This is a genomic window from Kitasatospora sp. NPDC054768, from assembly GCF_053612025.1.
The window spans coordinates 1-15323 of record NZ_JBSHBN010000114.1 but is presented as its reverse complement, the minus strand read 5'-3'; the positions used below and the strand labels follow the sequence as shown (position 1 = coordinate 15323).

Sequence of the window (15323 nt, the reverse complement as noted above, 5' to 3'; positions counted from 1 at the left end):
CCGGCCCCCGCCCCCTCACCCCCTCTTTTTTTCCCCACCGCCGGGCCGCCCGCGTGCAGCGCGAAGGAGACGAAGCCATGGCCCCCCACCACCGGCCGCCGATCGCCGTCACCGGCCTCGGCGTGGTCAGCCCCGCCGGCCACGGCGTCGAGGACCTGTGGCGCACCGTCGCCTCCGGGCGCTCCACCGCCACCGCCCTGACCGACCCCGCCCTGGCCCGCCACCGGGTGCGCCTGGGCTGCCGCGTCACCGACCCGCCCGACACCGCGCAACTGCCCGCCAAGGACGCCCGCCGCCTGGACCCCTTCGCCCGCTACGGCACCCTCGCCGCCCTGGCCGCCCACGCCGACGCCGGCCACCCCGAGCCCGAACCCGGGCGCAGCGCCGTCGTGGTCGGCACCGCCGTGGGCGGCCGCACCACCAGCGACCGCGAGTCCGCGCTGTACACCCAGCACGGCCCGCTGCGGGTCTCCCCGCTGATGCCGCTGGTCACCATGCCCAACGCCGCCGCCGCCCAGATCGCGATGCGCCTGCACTGGAGCGGCCCGGCACTGACCATCGCCACCACCTGCGCCTCCAGCGCGGACGCGATCGGCCACGCGGCACTGCTGCTGGAAAGCGGACGCGCGGACGTGGTGATCGCCGGCGGCTGCGAGGCCACCTTGACCCCGGTGACCCTGGCCGCGTTCGGCAACCTCGGCGCGCACTCCCTGCGCAACGACGAACCCGCCCGCGCCTCACGGCCCTTCGACGCCGACCGCGACGGCTTCGTGATGGGCGAGGGCGCCGGCTTCCTCGTCCTGGAACGCCTGGACGACGCCCGCGCCCGCCGCCGCACCCCGTACGCGCTGCTCGCCGGGTACGGGGCCAGCGCGGACGCCTACCACCTGTCCAACCCGCGCCCCGACGGCGCCGGCGCCGTCGCCGCGATGCGCGCCGCCCTCGCCGACGCGGGCCTGGCCCCCGGCGACATCGCCCACGTCAACGCCCACGGCACCTCCACCGTGCACAACGACCGGGCCGAGGCCGCCGCCCTGCGCGCCGTGTTCGGCCCCCACGGCGTGCCGGTCACCTCCACCAAGGGCGCCATCGGCCACCTGATCGGCGCCGCCGGCGCCGTCGAGCTGATCACCGCCATCGAGGCCATGAACGAGCGCACCGTCCCTCCCACCGCCAACCACGAGAAGACCGAAGAGGGCCTGGACCTCGACGTCGTGCACACCGCGCCGCGCCCGATCCGCGCCGGCGCGGCCCTGTCCAACTCGTTCGGCTTCGGCGGCCACAACACGACCCTGGTGGTGACCCCGCTATGACCCCACCCACGACCGCCCCCGCCCCCGCCGCGACCACCGCGGCGCCGGGACCCGTCCCGCGCACCCGCCTGCACATCCGCGCGCAGGACCTGACGGCCTACCGCGCCGCCGCCCGCGCCCACCTGGGCGCCCCGCGGCGCGACGGGGCCAGCCCCGCACACCCCTTCGTCGCCGCCCACGCCCTCGCCCAGCACACCGTCACCGCCCTGACCGCCGGCGACCCGGGCTTCACCGGCGTGGTCCACCTCGCCCAGGAGATCCACACCCACGCCCCCCTCGCCCCGGGCGACCTCGACATCGCCGTCGAGGTCACCGCGGTGCGCCGCGAGGCCCGCGGCACCCGCCTGGCCCTGACCACCCGCCTCACCGACGCCGCCACCGGCGCCCCCGTCGCCGACCTCGCCACCGCCGCCCTCCTGCTGGGCGCCACCCGCACCGAACCCCACGGCGCCCTGCCCGCCGCCGCCCACCCCGGCACCGCCCCCGACGGCACCGGCCACGTCTCCACCCACGTCCTGAGCGCCGCCGACACCACCGCCTACGCCCACGCCTCCGGCGACCTCAACCCCATCCACCTCGACGAGGACGCCGCCAGGGCGGCCGGCTTCCCCACCGCCATCGCCCACGGCATGCACCTGGTCGCCCTGGCCGCCGAACGGATCACCGACCTGCACGCCGACGGCGACCCCGCCCGCGTCACCGCCCTCGGCGCCCGCTTCGCCGCCCCCACCGTGCCCGGCACCGAACTGCGCCTGACCCTGCGGCCCCACGACCGGGGCACCGTGGTGCGCTTCACCATCGCCACCGACACCGGCACCGCCGTCAAGGCCGGCTGGGCGCGCATCGCACCGGCGGGGGAGTGAACCCCGTGACCACGAACCCCACCGGCACGAACCCCGCAGCCGGCACCGGCACGAACCCCGCGACCGGCACGAACGCGACGGGCGCGCCGCCGCTGGCGCTGCCCGACGCGTTCACCGCCCACGCCCGCACCCGCCCCACCGCCCCGGCCCTGCTGTGGCACGAGCACACCGTCACCTACGGCGAGCTCGCCGAGGCCGCCGAGGCCGAACGCGCCCGCCTGAAGGCCCTGCGGCTGGCGCCGGGGGAGCCGGTGGGCCTGTACGCCGTCAAGTCGCCCGGCGCGATCGCCCTGGTGCTGGCCTGCCTGATGGAACGCCGGCCCTTCCTGCTGCCCTCCCCGCAGCTCGCCCCCGCCCTGCTGGCCGCCCTCTTCGCCCAGGCCGGCGCCCGGCGCCTGCTCGCCCCCCTCGGCCAGGACACCCCCGCCCTGCCCGCCCTGCCCCACCCCGCACCGGTGCCCACCCTCGCGGCCGGCACCTCCTTCATGCTCACCACCTCCGGCTCCACCGACCTGCCCAAGATCGTCCCCCTCGCCCAGTCGGCCGTGGACCGCTTCACCGCCTGGGCCCACGACACCTTCGACCTCGGGCCAGGACGCGTCGTCGCCAACTACGCGCCCCTCAACTTCGACCTCGCCCTGCTGGACGTGTGGGCCACCCTCGCCGCCGGCGGCACCTGCCTGCTCATCGACCCCGCCCACGCCCTCAACGCCCGCCACCTGCTCACCCTGCTGACCCGCCACCGCCCCCACGTGCTGCAGGCCGTCCCCCTGGCCTACGCCCTGCTCGCCCAGGCCGCCGGCCCCACCGCCGCCGTGCTGGACAGCGTCGAGCACGCCGCGTTCACCGGCGACGCCATCGACGCCCGCACCCTCGCCGCGCTGCCCGCCCTGCTGCCGAACGCCCACCTGTACAACATCTACGGCTGCACCGAGACCAACGACAGCTTCCTGCACCGCCTGGACCGCCTGGACGCCGCGGCCGCCCTGCCCGTGCCCATCGGCGAGCCCCTGCCCGGCGTGCGCACCCTCATCACCACCGACGACGGCACCCCCCTCACCGGCCCCGGCAGCGGCGAACTCCACGTCTCCACCCCCTTCCAGGCCGCCGGCTACCTCGACCGCTCCCGCGACACCGGACGCTTCACCACCCGCCCCGAGGGCGCCGGCGAGGGACGGCGCTGGTTCCGCACCGGCGACCTCGTCACCCGCGACGACAGCGGCCGCATCCACCTCACCGGCCGCGCCGACTTCCAGGTCAAGGTCCGCGGCGTCGCCGTCAACACCGCCGAGATCGAACGCGTCCTGCTCGCCCACCCCGACGTGCGGGAGGCCGCCGTCGCCGCCGCGAGCGACCCGCTCACCGGCAAACGCCTGCACGCCGCCGTCCAGCGCACCCCCGGCTCCACCCTCAACAGCCTCGTCCTGCGCGAGCACCTGGCCCGCAACCTGCCGCGCGCCGCCGTCCCCGAGAAGCTCGCCATCCACGACACCCCCCTGCCGAAGACCGCCACCGGCAAGGTCGACCGCAAAGCCGTCCTGCCCACCCCCTGAAACCCCGCACCCCGCACCACCGAACACCAACCACCGACCCACACAAGGGAGTTGCCCGCCATGAGCAACATCGACCGGATCAAGCGGTTCCTCATCGAGGAGTTCCTGCCCGACATCACCCCCGACCAGCTCGCCGACGACCACGACCTGCTCTCCGACGGCGTCATCGACAGCCTCGGCGTCCTCAAGCTCATCGCCTGGGTCGAGGACCACTTCACCCTGCCCGTCGACGACACCGACCTCGACCCCAACAACTTCCGCTCGGTCGCCGCCATCGACGCCTTCATCACCGAACGCCGCACCGCCGCCACCGCCACCGCGGCCACGGCCACCGTGGGCGGCTGACACCCGTGCACCCGGCCCTCACCGCGCTCCTCGCCGCCCGCCCCGTCGACGCCGAGGCCTGGCACTCGTGGTGGGACCAGCTCGAACACCGCACCCTGGGCCCGGCCGACACCGACCGGGCCCAGGCGGCGGCCCTGCTGGCCGGCCTCACCACCCGCCTGCCCGACCCCGACACCCTCGCCGCCCTGGTCACCTCGCTCACCGAACGCACCCCCCACCCCGGCCCCGCCCACCCCCACAGCGTCAACATCGTCGGCACCGGCGGCGGACCGGCCACCTTCAACCTCTCCACCGCCGCCGCCCTCACCGCCGCCGCCATCGGCATCCCCGTCGTCAAGACCGGCTCCCGCGCCTACACCAGCGCCGCCGGCTCCGTCGACCTCCTGGAGCGCCTGGGCATCACCCTCACCTCCGGCCACGCCGCCACCGCCGACCACCTCGCCCGCCACAACATCGCCTTCGCCGGCCCCCACGTCTACCCGCCGCCCCTGACCCGCCTGGCCCGCACCCTCTACCCCCTCACCCTCAAACCCTTCGGCGCCTTCCTCAACACCCTCGGCCCCCTGCTCGCCACCGTCCCCGTCACCGCCCAGCTCACCGGCGTCTCCACCCCCGCCGCCCTCGACGCCCTGCGCCCCCTGGCCGCCCGCCTGCCCGCCCGCACCGTGTGGCTGGCCCACAACCGCACCGGCGCCGACGAACTCCTGCCCTTCGCCGACAACACCCTGCACACCCCCACCGGCACCGTCCACCTGCCCGCCGGCTGCGTCGCCCCCGACAGCGGCACCCTCGCCGACCTCGCCCCCCACCCCGGCGACCTCACCGGCCACTTCCTGCGCGCCCTCGCCGGACAGGCCGGCACCACCGCCACCCGCACCATCGCCCTCAACGCCGCCGCCCTCGCCCTGGCCTCCGGCCGCCACACCCACTGGAACACCGCCTACAACGCCGCCCTGGACGCCCTCGCCGACGGCACCCCCCGCGCCCTGGCCGAACGCCTCGCCACCGCACCCGCCCGCCCCGCCCGCCCCGCCCGCCCCGCGGCACCGGCGACACCGGAGGCACCGGCCGCCAAGACCGCCGCCCCGGACCCCGCGGCCCGCCGACCGGAGGCCACCCGTGCCTGAACCCCTCTTCCCCCAGGACCGCCCCGGCCTCGCCCTGTTCCTCAACGCCGGCGACCCCGCCGACCGCCTCACCGACCTCGCCCTCATGCTCGACGAGCAGCGCGTCGACGTCCTCGAACTCGCCGTCCCCTTCCCCGACTCGCCCACCGACGGCCCCGTCATCCGCCGCTCCGCCGCCCGCGCCCTGCAAACCGGCACCACCTGGGACACCGTCCTCGCCGACCTCACCGACCTCACCCCCCGGCTGCGCCACCTCAAGGTCGTCCTGCTCGCCGACTGGAGCCACAGCCTGCGCCACCGCGACCCCGCCGCCACCGCGCGCGCCGCCACCGCCGCCGGAGCCCGCGCCCTGCTCGTCCACGCCCTGCCCCCACGCCTGCGCCCCGCCTGGCAGCAGGCCCTGCGCGACGAAGGCCTCCCGCAGGTCACCACCTGCTACCCCGCCTCCACCCCCGACGTCCTCGCCGCCGCCGCCCGCGACGCCACCGGCGCCTACGTCTACCTCGTCGCCCACTACGGCCGCTCCGGCACCACCCCCACCACCGGCCACCGCGCCCTGGCCACCACCGTCGCCACCCTGCGCACCGCCGCCCCCGCGACCCCCGTCGCCGTCGGCTTCGGCGTCAGGACCGCCGCCGACCTCGACGCCGTCACCGCCGCCGGCGCCGACGCCGCCATCGTCGGCTCCGCCGCCGTCGCCCGCCTGGAACACGCAGCCGCCCACGGCCTGGACGCCGTCACCGAACTGCGCGCCTTCCTCACCGACCTCCGCCCCGCCCGCCCCCCTCACCCGGACGCAAGAGGCGGACCCCGCGCCACCGCGCACACCCCCACCACCCCCGGCACCACCACCCGAGAGGAACAACCCGCATGCTGATCCGCGACCTGGCCGACGTGAAGACCGTCGAGTGGGGCAACGGCCTGTCCCGCCGCTTCCTCGTCGAGAGCGACAACCTCGGCTACAGCCTCACCGACACCATCGTCAACGCCGGCACCAAGTCCCGCCTGGAGTACCGCAACCACCTGGAGGCCTGCTACTGCATCGCCGGCTCCGGCGAGGTCATCGACATGGACGGCAACTCCCACCCCATCACCCCCGGACGCCTCTACGCCCTCGACGAGCACGACGCCCACTACCTGGTCGCCGGCCCCCAGGAGGACCTGCGCCTGGTCTGCGTCTTCTCCCCGGCCCTGCGCGGCGACGAGGTCCACCAGCTCGACGCCCACTCCTCCTCCGCCTACTAAGAACCAAGGCACCCCCGCCAGGCACCCCGCGCCCCACCGGGGCCCGCCGCCCCCACCCACCGCCCGGGGGCCCGGGCCCCCGCACGGGCCCTGGAACCGACGTCAGCCGGCGCCACCGGGCGCCGGCCTGCCACCCCGGGCCCCAACGGCCCGGGAGGAAGGCGGCACCCCCGATGATCCGCTGGAACGCCGACCAGACGGCCCTGCGCGAGGGCCTGGCCCGCTTCGGCGACGACCTCAGCGCCGGCCACATCGAAGGCGACGAACAGGCCGCCTTCTCCCACGACAAGTGGCGCCTGATCCAGAAGACCGGCATCCTCTCCCTGCCCTTCGACGAACGCCACGGCGGCCTGGGCCAGTCCCTGCTCACCACCATGTACGTCCTCGAAGGCCTCGGCCAGACCTGCCGCGACGGCGGCCTCAACTTCTCCGTCACCACCTCCATGGCCTCCACCGGCGTCCCCCTCCAGGCCTTCGGCTCACCCGCCCTCAAGGACGCCTACCTGCCCCGCATCGCCTCCGGCGACGCCATCGGCGCCCACGCCATCACCGAGTCCGAATCCGGCTCCGACGCCATGCAGATGCGCACCCGCGCCGTACGCGACGGCGACCACTTCGTCCTCAACGGCTCCAAGACCTTCGTCTCCAACGGCCCCGTCGCCGACGTCGTCGTCGTCTACGCCCGCACCCACCCCCAGGGCGGAGCCCTCGGCGTCACCGCCTTCCTCGTCGACGCCGACACCCCCGGCCTCACCACCGGAAACCCCGTCAAGAAGATGGGCCTGCGCACCTCCCCCCTCTCCGAGCTCTACCTCGACGACGTCCGCGTCGGCGCCGACCGCGTCCTGGGCCGCGTCGGCGGCGGCTTCCTCGTCCTCGACCACGTCATGAAACGCGAGATCCTCTACACCTTCATCGTCAACACCGGCGAGATGCAGCACCGCCTCGCCCGCTGCCTCGACTACGCCAAGACCCGCATGTCCTTCGGCAAACCCATCGGCTCCTACCAGTCCGTCGCCAACAAGATCGTCGACACCAAGATCCGCCTGGAAACCGCCCGCAAGTGGCTGTACGACACCGCCCAGCGACTGGAAGCCGGCGACAACGTCACCGTCGACATGGCCATCGCCAAACTCCTCACCAGCGAATCCAACCTCGCCACCTCCCTGGCCGCCGTCCAGGTCTTCGGCGGCAACGGCTACATGTCCGAATACGGACTGGAGAAGGACGTGCGCAACGCCGTCGCCGGCACCATCTACTCCGGCAGCAACGAGATCCAGTACAACCGCATCGCCGCCATGCTCGGACTCGGCAAATGACCGCCCCCGCCGCCCCGCACGCCCCCACCCGCAGCGGCCACCTCAAAGTCTGCGGCGCCCGCACCCGCGCCGACCTCACCCTCCTCGCCGACACCGGCCCCACCCTGGTCGGCCTGTGGCACGGCATCCCCGGCGGCCCCGCCGACCTCCAGGCCGACCGCCTCGCCGACCTCGCCGCCACCGCCATCCGCCTGGGCCTGGAACCCGTCCTCGTCACCTTCCTCGACCACGCCCCCACCCTCGCCGCCCTCGCCCGCGCCACCGGCATCCGCTGGATCCAGCTCCACGCCTACCAGAGCCCCGCCCTCGTCGCCGAACTGCGCGAACACCTGCCCTACGCCGTCCTCGTCAAAGTCCTCCACCTCTCCCGAGGACGCTGCCTCGAACGCGCCTTCACCGGCGCCTTCGCCCGCGCCGGCACCGACCTGTTCCTCCTCGACACCGTCACCGACGACGGCCGCGTCGGCTCCACCGGCCAACCCCTGGACCCCGCCCACGTCCACGCCCTGCTGCCCCGCCTCACCATCCCCTTCCTCCTCGCCGGCGGCCTCAACACCACCAACCGCGACACCTACCGCACCATCACCGACCACCCCCTCTACGCCGGCGCCGACATCGACTCCGCCGCCCGCGACCGCACCGGCCGCTTCACCCACGAGAACGTCACCGCCCTCACCCGCGCCTGGCACCCGCGCCTCCAGGAGACGACCGCATGAGCCCGAGCTTCATCGACGCGCTGCTCACCGCCGCCCGCCCCCTGGTCATGGAAGTCAAACTCCGCGACCCCCACGGCACCGACCTCCTGGGCCCGCGCACCGTCACCGACCTCGTCACCCGCTACGAACAGGCCGGCGCCCCCTGCCTGTCCGTCGTCACCGGCCGCTGGTTCGGCGGCACCCCCCGCCTGCTGCGCGAGGTCACCGCCGCCACCGAACTGCCCGTCCTGCAGAAGGACTTCCTCACCCGCCCCGCCCAACTCGAAGCCGCCCGCGCCCTCGGCGCCTCCGCCGTCCTGCTCACCGCCGCCCTGCTGCCCGCCACCTCCCTCGCCCGCCTGGTCACCAGCGCCCTCGACCTCGGCCTGACCCCCTTCGTCGAGATCACCGACGAACGCGAACTCGACGCCCTGCCCCGCATCGCCGACTGCGTCGTCGCCGTCAACAACAAGGACATCCGCACCCGCGAACGCGACCGCGGCGACCTCGGCCGCAGCCTGCGCCTGCTGCCCGCCCTGCGCGCGGCCGGCTGCCGCGCCCCCGTCTCCGCCTCCGCCATCACCGACCCCGCCGACGCCGCCCGCCTCCTGGACGCCGGCTACGCCGCACTGCTCATCGGCACCTCCCTCATGCGCAACCCCGACCTCACCGGCTGGCTCGCCGACCTCGACAACGCCCGCACCGGAGTCGCCGCGTGAGGAACGACCTGCGCACCCGCTCCCTGGTCCTGGACGCCGCCGGCATCCCGCTGTCCGCCCTGGTCGCCGAACCCGAGGACCGCGCCCCCAAAGCCGTCCTCCTCGCCGTCCACGGCCGCGGCATGCGCGCCGCCTACTTCGCCGGCCCCGCCCACCCCGACACCAGCCTGCTCACCCTCGCCGCCGACCTCGGCTACACCGTCCTCGCCGTCGACCGCCCCGGCCACGGCGCCTCCGCCCACCGCCTGCCGGCCGGCCAGCTCATCGCCGACCAGGCCGCCACCCTCCACGCCGCCCTCACCGACTACGCCCGCGCCCACGACACCGGCGCCGGCGTCCAACTCCTCGCCCACTCCTTCGGCGGCAAGATCGCCCTCCAACTCGCCGCCCACTGGCCCGACAACCCCCGCCTGCCCCTGCTCGGCTGCGACATCTCCGGCCTCGCCCAGCACTACGCCCCCGGCGCCTGGGACCGCCCCGACGACCTCGCCGGCGGCGGCCGCCTCAACTGGGGCCCCCTCAACCTCTACCCGCCCGGCACCTTCCACGCCGCCCGCACCCTGCTCACCCCCGTCCCCGCCCTCGAATCCCGCGAACTGGCCACCTGGCCCGCCCGCTACAGCGCCCTCGCCGCCCGCGTACGCGTCCCCGTGCGCCTGACCCTCGCCGAACACGAACACTGGTGGCGCCTGGACGAGGCCTCCCGCACCGCCCTGACCGCCGCCTTCCCCACCGGCCTGGCCCACCTGGTCACCGCCCACGGCGCCGGCCACAACCTCTCCCTGGGCCACGCCGCCCGCCCCTACCACCTGCGCGCCCTCGCCTTCACCGACGACTGCCTCACCCGGCCCGCCACCGCCCCCACCGCCCCCGCCGCACCGGCCCCTGGCGCGGCCGCCGCGCCGGCCCCCGCCCTCGCCACCGTCTGACGAGGGCCCACCGACCACCTGGCGCAGGGTGGCAGGGAAGGCCCCGCCGTCCCCCCGGGCAAGGGGACGGCGGGGCCCGCCCCCCCCGCGCGCGCCGAGCACGGGAATCCCCCGCCGCCCCGGAAGGTTGCCGTCGACAGCCCACGAACGGACCCCCGGTCCCGCCGCGGGCACACCGACGGCCGGCCACAGGAGGGCACGCACATGAGGATCGGCGACATCGAAGTCCTGGCGATCACCGACGGAACGGGCACCGAGAGGGCCGCCGACATCCTCACCCGCCCCGGCACCGACGACCCCTGGGCCTGCCACCGGCACCACCTCGAACCCGACGGCACCCTCACCCTGCCCCTGGGCGGCTTCCTCGTACGCAGCGGGCGGCGCACCGTCCTCGTCGACGCCGGAGTCGGCCCCCACGACGACGGCCGCTACCGCGGCGGAGCGCTCCTCGACTCCCTCGCCGCCCACGGCGTCACCCCCGCCGACATCACCGACGTCCTCTTCACCCACCTCCACTTCGACCACGTCGGCTGGGCCTCCGTCCACGACCGGCCCGTCTTCCCCCACGCCACCTACCGCGCCCACCGCGCCGACTGGCAGCACTTCGTCACCGGCCAGGCCGCGACCCCCGAGGCCGTCGCCAAACTCGCCCCCGTCGAGGCACAACTCGAACTCTTCGACACCGACGTCACCCTCGCCCCCGGCATCGACGCCCTCCACACCCCCGGCCACACCCCCGGCACCACCGTCTACGTGCTCTCCTCCGGCACCCGGCGCGCCCTGCTGCTCGGCGACGTCGTCCACTCCGTCGTCCAACTCGCCGAACGCGACTGGCAGGTCGTCTGGGACATCGACCCCGCCGCCGCCTCCGCCGCGCGCAACCGCATCGCCGACCGGGCCGCCGACACCGACGACCTCCTCGTCGCCGCCCACTTCCCCGGCATGCGCTTCGGCCGCATCCTCGCCGCCGACGGCCACCGCCGCTTCGTCGCCGCCTGAGCCCCCCGGCCCCGCGGGCCCCGGGGGCCCGCCACCGCCCGGACGGCCCCGGCCCCCGCGCGGCGGGGACCCACCGGCGGGCACCCGGCCCGTAAGGTGCCCGCATGTCGGTAGTCGTCGCGGGCGGCCACGGCATGGCCGCACGGCGCACCACCACCCAGGGGGGCCCCGAGGAGGTCCCGGGGCGCCGCCCGCACCCGCGAGAGGACCCGCGGATGCGGGCGGCGCGCGGCACACCGGGCGCAGCCGTACACATCCGGGGCCGCACGGGGAAGCGGTGACGGCGCGGCCGGCCGCGGCCGCCTTCGACGGGTTCAACGAGCTCGACAGGCCGGGCCGGTGTGCGGGCGGGGCCCGGCGGCGGCGCATCGCCGAGCGCCTGACATCCTGGCCGCATGGACGCCGACGACCCGAATCCGGTCCACCTCGACCACGTGATGGACGGGTTGGCGACGAACCCCGCCCTGCCCGCCGCGATGGTCCGGCGGCTGTTCGCCCGGCGGCACGGACTCGGGAAGGTGGCGGGTCGTGCGGACCTCACCGAGGAGATGATCGACGAGATCATCGCGACCGACGACCACTGGCTCCTGCACGGCCTGGCCCTCAACGACCGGCTGCCGCACCGGTTCCGCCTGCGTCTGGCCGCCCACCCGGACGAGGGGGTGCGGGCCGCGCTCGCCGTCCGCGCCGCGACCGCACCGCGGCGGATGCTGGAGCAGCTCGTCGACGATCCGGCGCCGAAGGTCCGCGAGTACCTGGCCCAGGAGGACGGCACCCCGCCCGACCTGAGGGCCCGCCTCGCGGCCGACCCCGACCCCGCGGTCCGCGCCGCGCTGGCGAAGCACTGGACGCGGGCCCCGGAAGCGGTGCGCCGGATCCTGCTCACCGACCCCGAGCCGCAGGTCCGCGCCGCCGCCTGCTCCACCTGCTTCGCGCACCTGCCGCATCCGGTACCGCCCGCGGATCTGCTGCCGACACTGCTGGCGGACCCGGTGACCCGGGCGGGCGCGGTGGTCCACGCCGTCCTCGACGCGGACACCGCCCGGCGGCTCGCCGAGGACCCGGACAGCGGCGTGCGCGCCGAACTCGCCCGGCATCCCGACCTGCCGCCGTCGCTGCGCGAGGCCCTGGCCGTCGATCCGGCCCCGAGCGTGCGGGTGAAGGTCTTCGCCCGGCCCGACACACCGGAGCACGAGCGGGCACGGATCCACACCTCGGTCCACGAGCTCGCGCAGTCGACGGCCGAGCCGGACCCCGACGCCGACGACGAAGCCCTCCTGCAGTGGTACGAGAACTCCTTCGCGCCCACGGAACTACGGATCCTGCGCCTGGACTGGGTGACGGCCGATCCGCTGCCGCACCTCGACTCGCCCTACATCTGCTTCCGGGTCTCCGCGGCCGCCGGCAGGGACCTTCCCGCCGAGGCGGTGGCCCGACTGCTCGGTGACGAGGAGGAGATGGTCCGCCTCACCATGGCGCACACCGCCCCGCACCTGGTCGACCCGGCGACCGCCGAGGACATCGAGCGCCGCTACCGCGGACGCGACAAGTTCACGTTCTGGTGGGACAGGGCGCGGGTCCTGCCGTTGCCGCCGGAGACCCTGCGCCGCTTCGCCACCGACCCCCAGCCCCGGCTGCGCTCGCTGGCGCCCCGCGATCCGGACCTGCCCCCGCAAGTCGCCGAGCAGCTGGCCGACGATTTTGAGGAGCGTGTCCGCCGGGCGGTCGCCTCCCACCGCAGCCTCCCGCTCCCGTCCCTGCTGCGGCTGCTCGCCGACCCTTCCGAACACGTCGCGCGGGCCGCCGCCGCCTCGCCGGTGCTCCCCGTCGAGCACATGGAGCGGCTGCCGACCCGGGCGGGCCTGTAGCCGTCGCGGACCCGCCCGGGGCCGATGCCGCCGCCAGGGCCTCGGGCCGTCGCGTCCTCAGGGCCTTCGGTTCGCCGGCCCGCCCTCGACCCACTGCGGCACGCGCACCGGCGCGAGGAACTTCTGGTTGAGGACCAGTAGCCACGCCAGCGCGATGATGCCGACGATCGGGAGCCCGAGCAGCAGCAGGAGGAAGAGGATCGGGTGTTCGTGGCTGAACGCGTCGGCGTTGAGCCCGAAGAGCGTCACGGGGCCGGCGACGACCAGCGGCACCACCAGCCAGCAGAACAGGTAGGTGCGGATCGCCTCGCTCGCGCGCAGCTCGGCCTCGCCGAGGAACACGTACTCGGTGGTGGTCGTCGAGGCGCCGCCTCGCCCGGGGACGTCGACCGTCTCGCCCTCCTGGACGTAGTAGCGGCCCAGCGGCCGGATCGGCAGCATCAGCACGGTGAACCAGCGGGTGGCGAAGCAGGCGCCCCGGGCGTCCACGCGGGTCTTGCCCAGCATCGTGCGCCCGAATCCGTTGACCGTGCCCAGCCGTGGTGCCGCGCGCAGCGGCCTGACCTTGTCCGGCATCCGACCCCCTCGTCCCGGTGGCAACTCTTGATCCCAGCATGCCAGTCGCCTGCGACACCGTCCCGGGCCGGGGCGCGACTCCCGCCCCCGGCCCGCCGCTGACGGATCCTCGCCTGCCGTCGGCCGGGCCGGCTTCCCGCGGGAGGCGTGCGCGCGCGGCGGCGGGGCCGTCCCCTCGGGACCGCCCGCTGCGGACCGTCCTCGACGGGACGCGCGGTGGCCGGCCCCGCGACGGGACGCGCGGTGCGGCGGTGCGGGAGAAGGGGGTTCGTCCGCGGGCCGCCGCCCCGAGGCGGGCGGCGGCGCGCAAGTTCCGTCAGGGGGTGCCGAATTCGCCCGCGCGGACGGCGGTGACGGAGAACGGCCGGGCGGTGGAGCGGGAAGTCGGCGGGGCCGACTTCCTGTGCCGGGTGTCCGGGCGAGCGTGCACCTCGCCCATCTCGTCGGACGCGAACGAGGGTTCGGCGCCGCCACCCCGGGAGAGGGGTGGCGGCGCCTGACATGCGATCAGCTGGCGTCGAACTCGCCGGTGCGGACGGCGGCGACGAAGGCTCGCCAGGCGGGGGAGGGGAAGAGGAGGGCCGGCCCGTTGGGGTCCTTGGAGTCACGCACAGGCATGACACCGCTGAAGCCGTCGGCGACCTCCACGCAGCCGTTCTGGCCCCCGCTGTAGGTGCTCTTCCGCCAGCCGGCGTGGGTCAGGTCAACATCCATCCTCATAGCCCTTCCGTACCGCACGGATCATCTCCATAGATGCGGCCTGATTCAGTGCCTCGATCTGAAGCCGATCGTAGCCCCTGAACAGTGGAAGGACAGTGTCGATATCGCGATCAAGATAACCGCGGACTTCGGTCTCGCCGTACCCGAGCAACTTGCGGTCGGGCATGGTCAGCAGGGTCACATGGGAGCTGAAAGGCCGTTCCTCGCCCAGGGAGTACGGGGCGACCTGAATGATCACGCTCGGGGAGGCGGCAAGCTGCTCAAGGTGCTGTAGCTGCTCGATCATCACCTTCGTTCCGCCGACAGGTCGGCGCAGGCAGCTTTCATCGAGAACTGCATGAAGTAGAGGGGTCGGAGTGCGGGCCAGGAGTTGTTGGCGCGTCATGAGGAATGCGACCCGTTCCTCGGCCTGTTCGGGAGTCGCGGTGCCGCGCCTGATGTTGGCCGCTTCCCAAGCGCCGGCGTAAGCATGGGTCTGCAGCAGCCCGGACACGATGTCGATCGAGAACAGCCGCACCTCTGCGGCGCGGTTCTCGTGGTTGGCGTACTCCGGGAAGCCCGGCACGAGCGCGGTGTGCTTGTGCTGCCACCACATCAGCATCAACGTCCCGCCCGTTTCCAGGACTTCGTCGGCCTTGGTAGCAAACTTTTCACTCGGCGGTCGGTGCGCAAGTTCAACGAACGAGACGTACGAGGCGCTGACTCCGCACTTGCGCGCGAGCTGGTGCTGCAGGAGGCCCTTCGCCTTGCGTGAGTTGCGGAGTTGGATGCCGAAGGGGGCCCAGGGGCTGGATGACGGGTCGATTTCCTTGATGTTCACCATGGGGGCTCCGACTCAACGTGGCCTCGAAGTCAAGTTGTTTGCGCTTCCGATGCTAGGCGAATCCAGGCCACCATATGCACAGAACGTGAAACTCCGATCGCAGAGGGTTCCCCATGCCCCACGACCAAGCCACCCGCCTCCACGGCTACGGCGTCCGGTTCGACACCACGGCCGACCGCTACCGGGTCCGCAACGAGCTCACCGGGGAGTGGCTGTGCCGGCCCACCGG

16 protein-coding genes are annotated in these 15323 nt (G+C 74.7%); 13 read left to right on the top strand and 3 right to left on the bottom strand.

Features of this window, described 5'->3' with window-relative positions; genetic code table 11:
- The first annotated feature begins 77 nt into the window (after nt 1-77).
- The 13 genes from ACWGKU_RS28210 to ACWGKU_RS28150 all read left to right on the top strand — a co-directional run bounded on the left by ACWGKU_RS28210 (nt 78) and on the right by ACWGKU_RS28150 (nt 12975).
- The gene (locus ACWGKU_RS28210; protein ID WP_401055108.1) at nt 78-1313 is read left to right on the top strand and encodes a beta-ketoacyl-[acyl-carrier-protein] synthase family protein; all 1236 of its coding nucleotides are present in this window, start codon (nt 78-80) and stop codon (nt 1311-1313) included.
- Nucleotides 1310-2176, top strand: coding sequence for a MaoC/PaaZ C-terminal domain-containing protein (locus ACWGKU_RS28205; RefSeq protein ID WP_401055107.1), 867 nt, complete (start codon nt 1310-1312; stop codon nt 2174-2176). Before ACWGKU_RS28210 ends, ACWGKU_RS28205 begins: the two co-directional genes overlap by 4 nt.
- 5 nt (nt 2177-2181) lie before the next feature.
- Nucleotides 2182-3729, top strand: coding sequence for an AMP-binding protein (locus ACWGKU_RS28200; protein ID WP_452178965.1), 1548 nt, complete (start codon nt 2182-2184; stop codon nt 3727-3729).
- A 60-nt stretch (nt 3730-3789) separates the two neighbouring features.
- Nucleotides 3790-4074 carry an acyl carrier protein gene (locus ACWGKU_RS28195; RefSeq protein ID WP_401056643.1) on the top strand — a complete coding sequence of 95 codons (285 nt, stop codon included), beginning with the start codon at nt 3790-3792 and terminating at the stop codon, nt 4072-4074.
- 5 nt (nt 4075-4079) lie between these two features.
- A complete protein-coding gene (locus tag ACWGKU_RS28190) occupies nt 4080-5201 on the top strand; it encodes a hypothetical protein (protein ID WP_452178966.1) in 1122 nt (373 codons plus the stop codon).
- Nucleotides 5194-6078 carry a tryptophan synthase subunit alpha gene (gene trpA / locus ACWGKU_RS28185; protein WP_452178967.1) on the top strand — a complete coding sequence of 295 codons (885 nt, stop codon included), beginning with the start codon at nt 5194-5196 and terminating at the stop codon, nt 6076-6078. The genes ACWGKU_RS28190 and trpA overlap by 8 nt, the downstream gene beginning before the upstream one ends.
- A complete protein-coding gene (locus ACWGKU_RS28180; RefSeq protein WP_452178968.1) occupies nt 6072-6446 on the top strand; it encodes an ectoine synthase in 375 nt (124 codons plus the stop codon). The genes trpA and ACWGKU_RS28180 overlap by 7 nt, the downstream gene beginning before the upstream one ends.
- Before the next feature lie 173 nt (nt 6447-6619).
- The gene (locus ACWGKU_RS28175) at nt 6620-7765 is read left to right on the top strand and encodes an acyl-CoA dehydrogenase family protein (RefSeq protein ID WP_359911892.1); all 1146 of its coding nucleotides are present in this window, start codon (nt 6620-6622) and stop codon (nt 7763-7765) included.
- Nucleotides 7762-8481: a phosphoribosylanthranilate isomerase gene (locus ACWGKU_RS28170; protein WP_452178969.1), complete on the top strand. Its 720-nt coding sequence runs from the start codon at nt 7762-7764 to the stop codon at nt 8479-8481. Before ACWGKU_RS28175 ends, ACWGKU_RS28170 begins: the two co-directional genes overlap by 4 nt.
- Nucleotides 8478-9179, top strand: coding sequence for an indole-3-glycerol-phosphate synthase (locus ACWGKU_RS28165; RefSeq protein WP_359911886.1), 702 nt, complete (start codon nt 8478-8480; stop codon nt 9177-9179). The genes ACWGKU_RS28170 and ACWGKU_RS28165 overlap by 4 nt, the downstream gene beginning before the upstream one ends.
- Nucleotides 9176-10108: an alpha/beta hydrolase gene (locus ACWGKU_RS28160; protein WP_452178970.1), complete on the top strand. Its 933-nt coding sequence runs from the start codon at nt 9176-9178 to the stop codon at nt 10106-10108. The genes ACWGKU_RS28165 and ACWGKU_RS28160 overlap by 4 nt, the downstream gene beginning before the upstream one ends.
- A 204-nt stretch (nt 10109-10312) precedes the next feature.
- On the top strand, nt 10313-11107 hold the full coding sequence (locus ACWGKU_RS28155) for an MBL fold metallo-hydrolase (RefSeq protein ID WP_452178972.1): 795 nt from the start codon (nt 10313-10315) through the stop codon (nt 11105-11107).
- A 395-nt stretch (nt 11108-11502) separates the two neighbouring features.
- Nucleotides 11503-12975 carry a hypothetical protein gene (locus tag ACWGKU_RS28150; protein WP_452178973.1) on the top strand — a complete coding sequence of 491 codons (1473 nt, stop codon included), beginning with the start codon at nt 11503-11505 and terminating at the stop codon, nt 12973-12975.
- A gap of 57 nt (nt 12976-13032) precedes the next feature.
- Here ACWGKU_RS28150 and ACWGKU_RS28145 read toward each other — a convergent pair whose 3' ends face one another.
- The 3 genes from ACWGKU_RS28145 to ACWGKU_RS28135 all read right to left on the bottom strand — a co-directional run bounded on the left by ACWGKU_RS28145 (nt 13033) and on the right by ACWGKU_RS28135 (nt 15094).
- Nucleotides 13033-13551 (bottom strand): hypothetical protein, encoded by a 519-nt coding sequence (locus ACWGKU_RS28145; RefSeq protein ID WP_401055127.1) that lies wholly within the window; start codon nt 13549-13551, stop codon nt 13033-13035.
- 507 nt (nt 13552-14058) lie between these two features.
- Nucleotides 14059-14265 carry a DUF397 domain-containing protein gene (locus ACWGKU_RS28140; RefSeq protein WP_452178974.1) on the bottom strand — a complete coding sequence of 69 codons (207 nt, stop codon included), beginning with the start codon at nt 14263-14265 and terminating at the stop codon, nt 14059-14061.
- Nucleotides 14255-15094 carry a helix-turn-helix domain-containing protein gene (locus tag ACWGKU_RS28135; RefSeq protein ID WP_452178975.1) on the bottom strand — a complete coding sequence of 280 codons (840 nt, stop codon included), beginning with the start codon at nt 15092-15094 and terminating at the stop codon, nt 14255-14257. The genes ACWGKU_RS28140 and ACWGKU_RS28135 overlap by 11 nt, the downstream gene beginning before the upstream one ends.
- Between the last annotated feature and the right edge of the window lie 229 nt (nt 15095-15323).

Coding starts and splice junctions, on each gene's coding strand:
- ACWGKU_RS28155 (WP_452178972.1), top strand. CDS start 10,313: ATGAGGATCGGCGACATCGAAGTCCTGGCGATCACCGACGGAACGGGC.
- ACWGKU_RS28195 (WP_401056643.1), top strand. CDS start 3,790: ATGAGCAACATCGACCGGATCAAGCGGTTCCTCATCGAGGAGTTCCTG.
- ACWGKU_RS28175 (WP_359911892.1), top strand. CDS start 6,620: ATGATCCGCTGGAACGCCGACCAGACGGCCCTGCGCGAGGGCCTGGCC.
- ACWGKU_RS28180 (WP_452178968.1), top strand. CDS start 6,072: ATGCTGATCCGCGACCTGGCCGACGTGAAGACCGTCGAGTGGGGCAAC.
- ACWGKU_RS28165 (WP_359911886.1), top strand. CDS start 8,478: ATGAGCCCGAGCTTCATCGACGCGCTGCTCACCGCCGCCCGCCCCCTG.
- ACWGKU_RS28210 (WP_401055108.1), top strand. CDS start 78: ATGGCCCCCCACCACCGGCCGCCGATCGCCGTCACCGGCCTCGGCGTG.
- ACWGKU_RS28170 (WP_452178969.1), top strand. CDS start 7,762: ATGACCGCCCCCGCCGCCCCGCACGCCCCCACCCGCAGCGGCCACCTC.
- ACWGKU_RS28145 (WP_401055127.1), bottom strand. CDS start 13,551: ATGCCGGACAAGGTCAGGCCGCTGCGCGCGGCACCACGGCTGGGCACG.
- ACWGKU_RS28135 (WP_452178975.1), bottom strand. CDS start 15,094: ATGGTGAACATCAAGGAAATCGACCCGTCATCCAGCCCCTGGGCCCCC.
- ACWGKU_RS28150 (WP_452178973.1), top strand. CDS start 11,503: ATGGACGCCGACGACCCGAATCCGGTCCACCTCGACCACGTGATGGAC.
- ACWGKU_RS28205 (WP_401055107.1), top strand. CDS start 1,310: ATGACCCCACCCACGACCGCCCCCGCCCCCGCCGCGACCACCGCGGCG.
- ACWGKU_RS28140 (WP_452178974.1), bottom strand. CDS start 14,265: ATGGATGTTGACCTGACCCACGCCGGCTGGCGGAAGAGCACCTACAGC.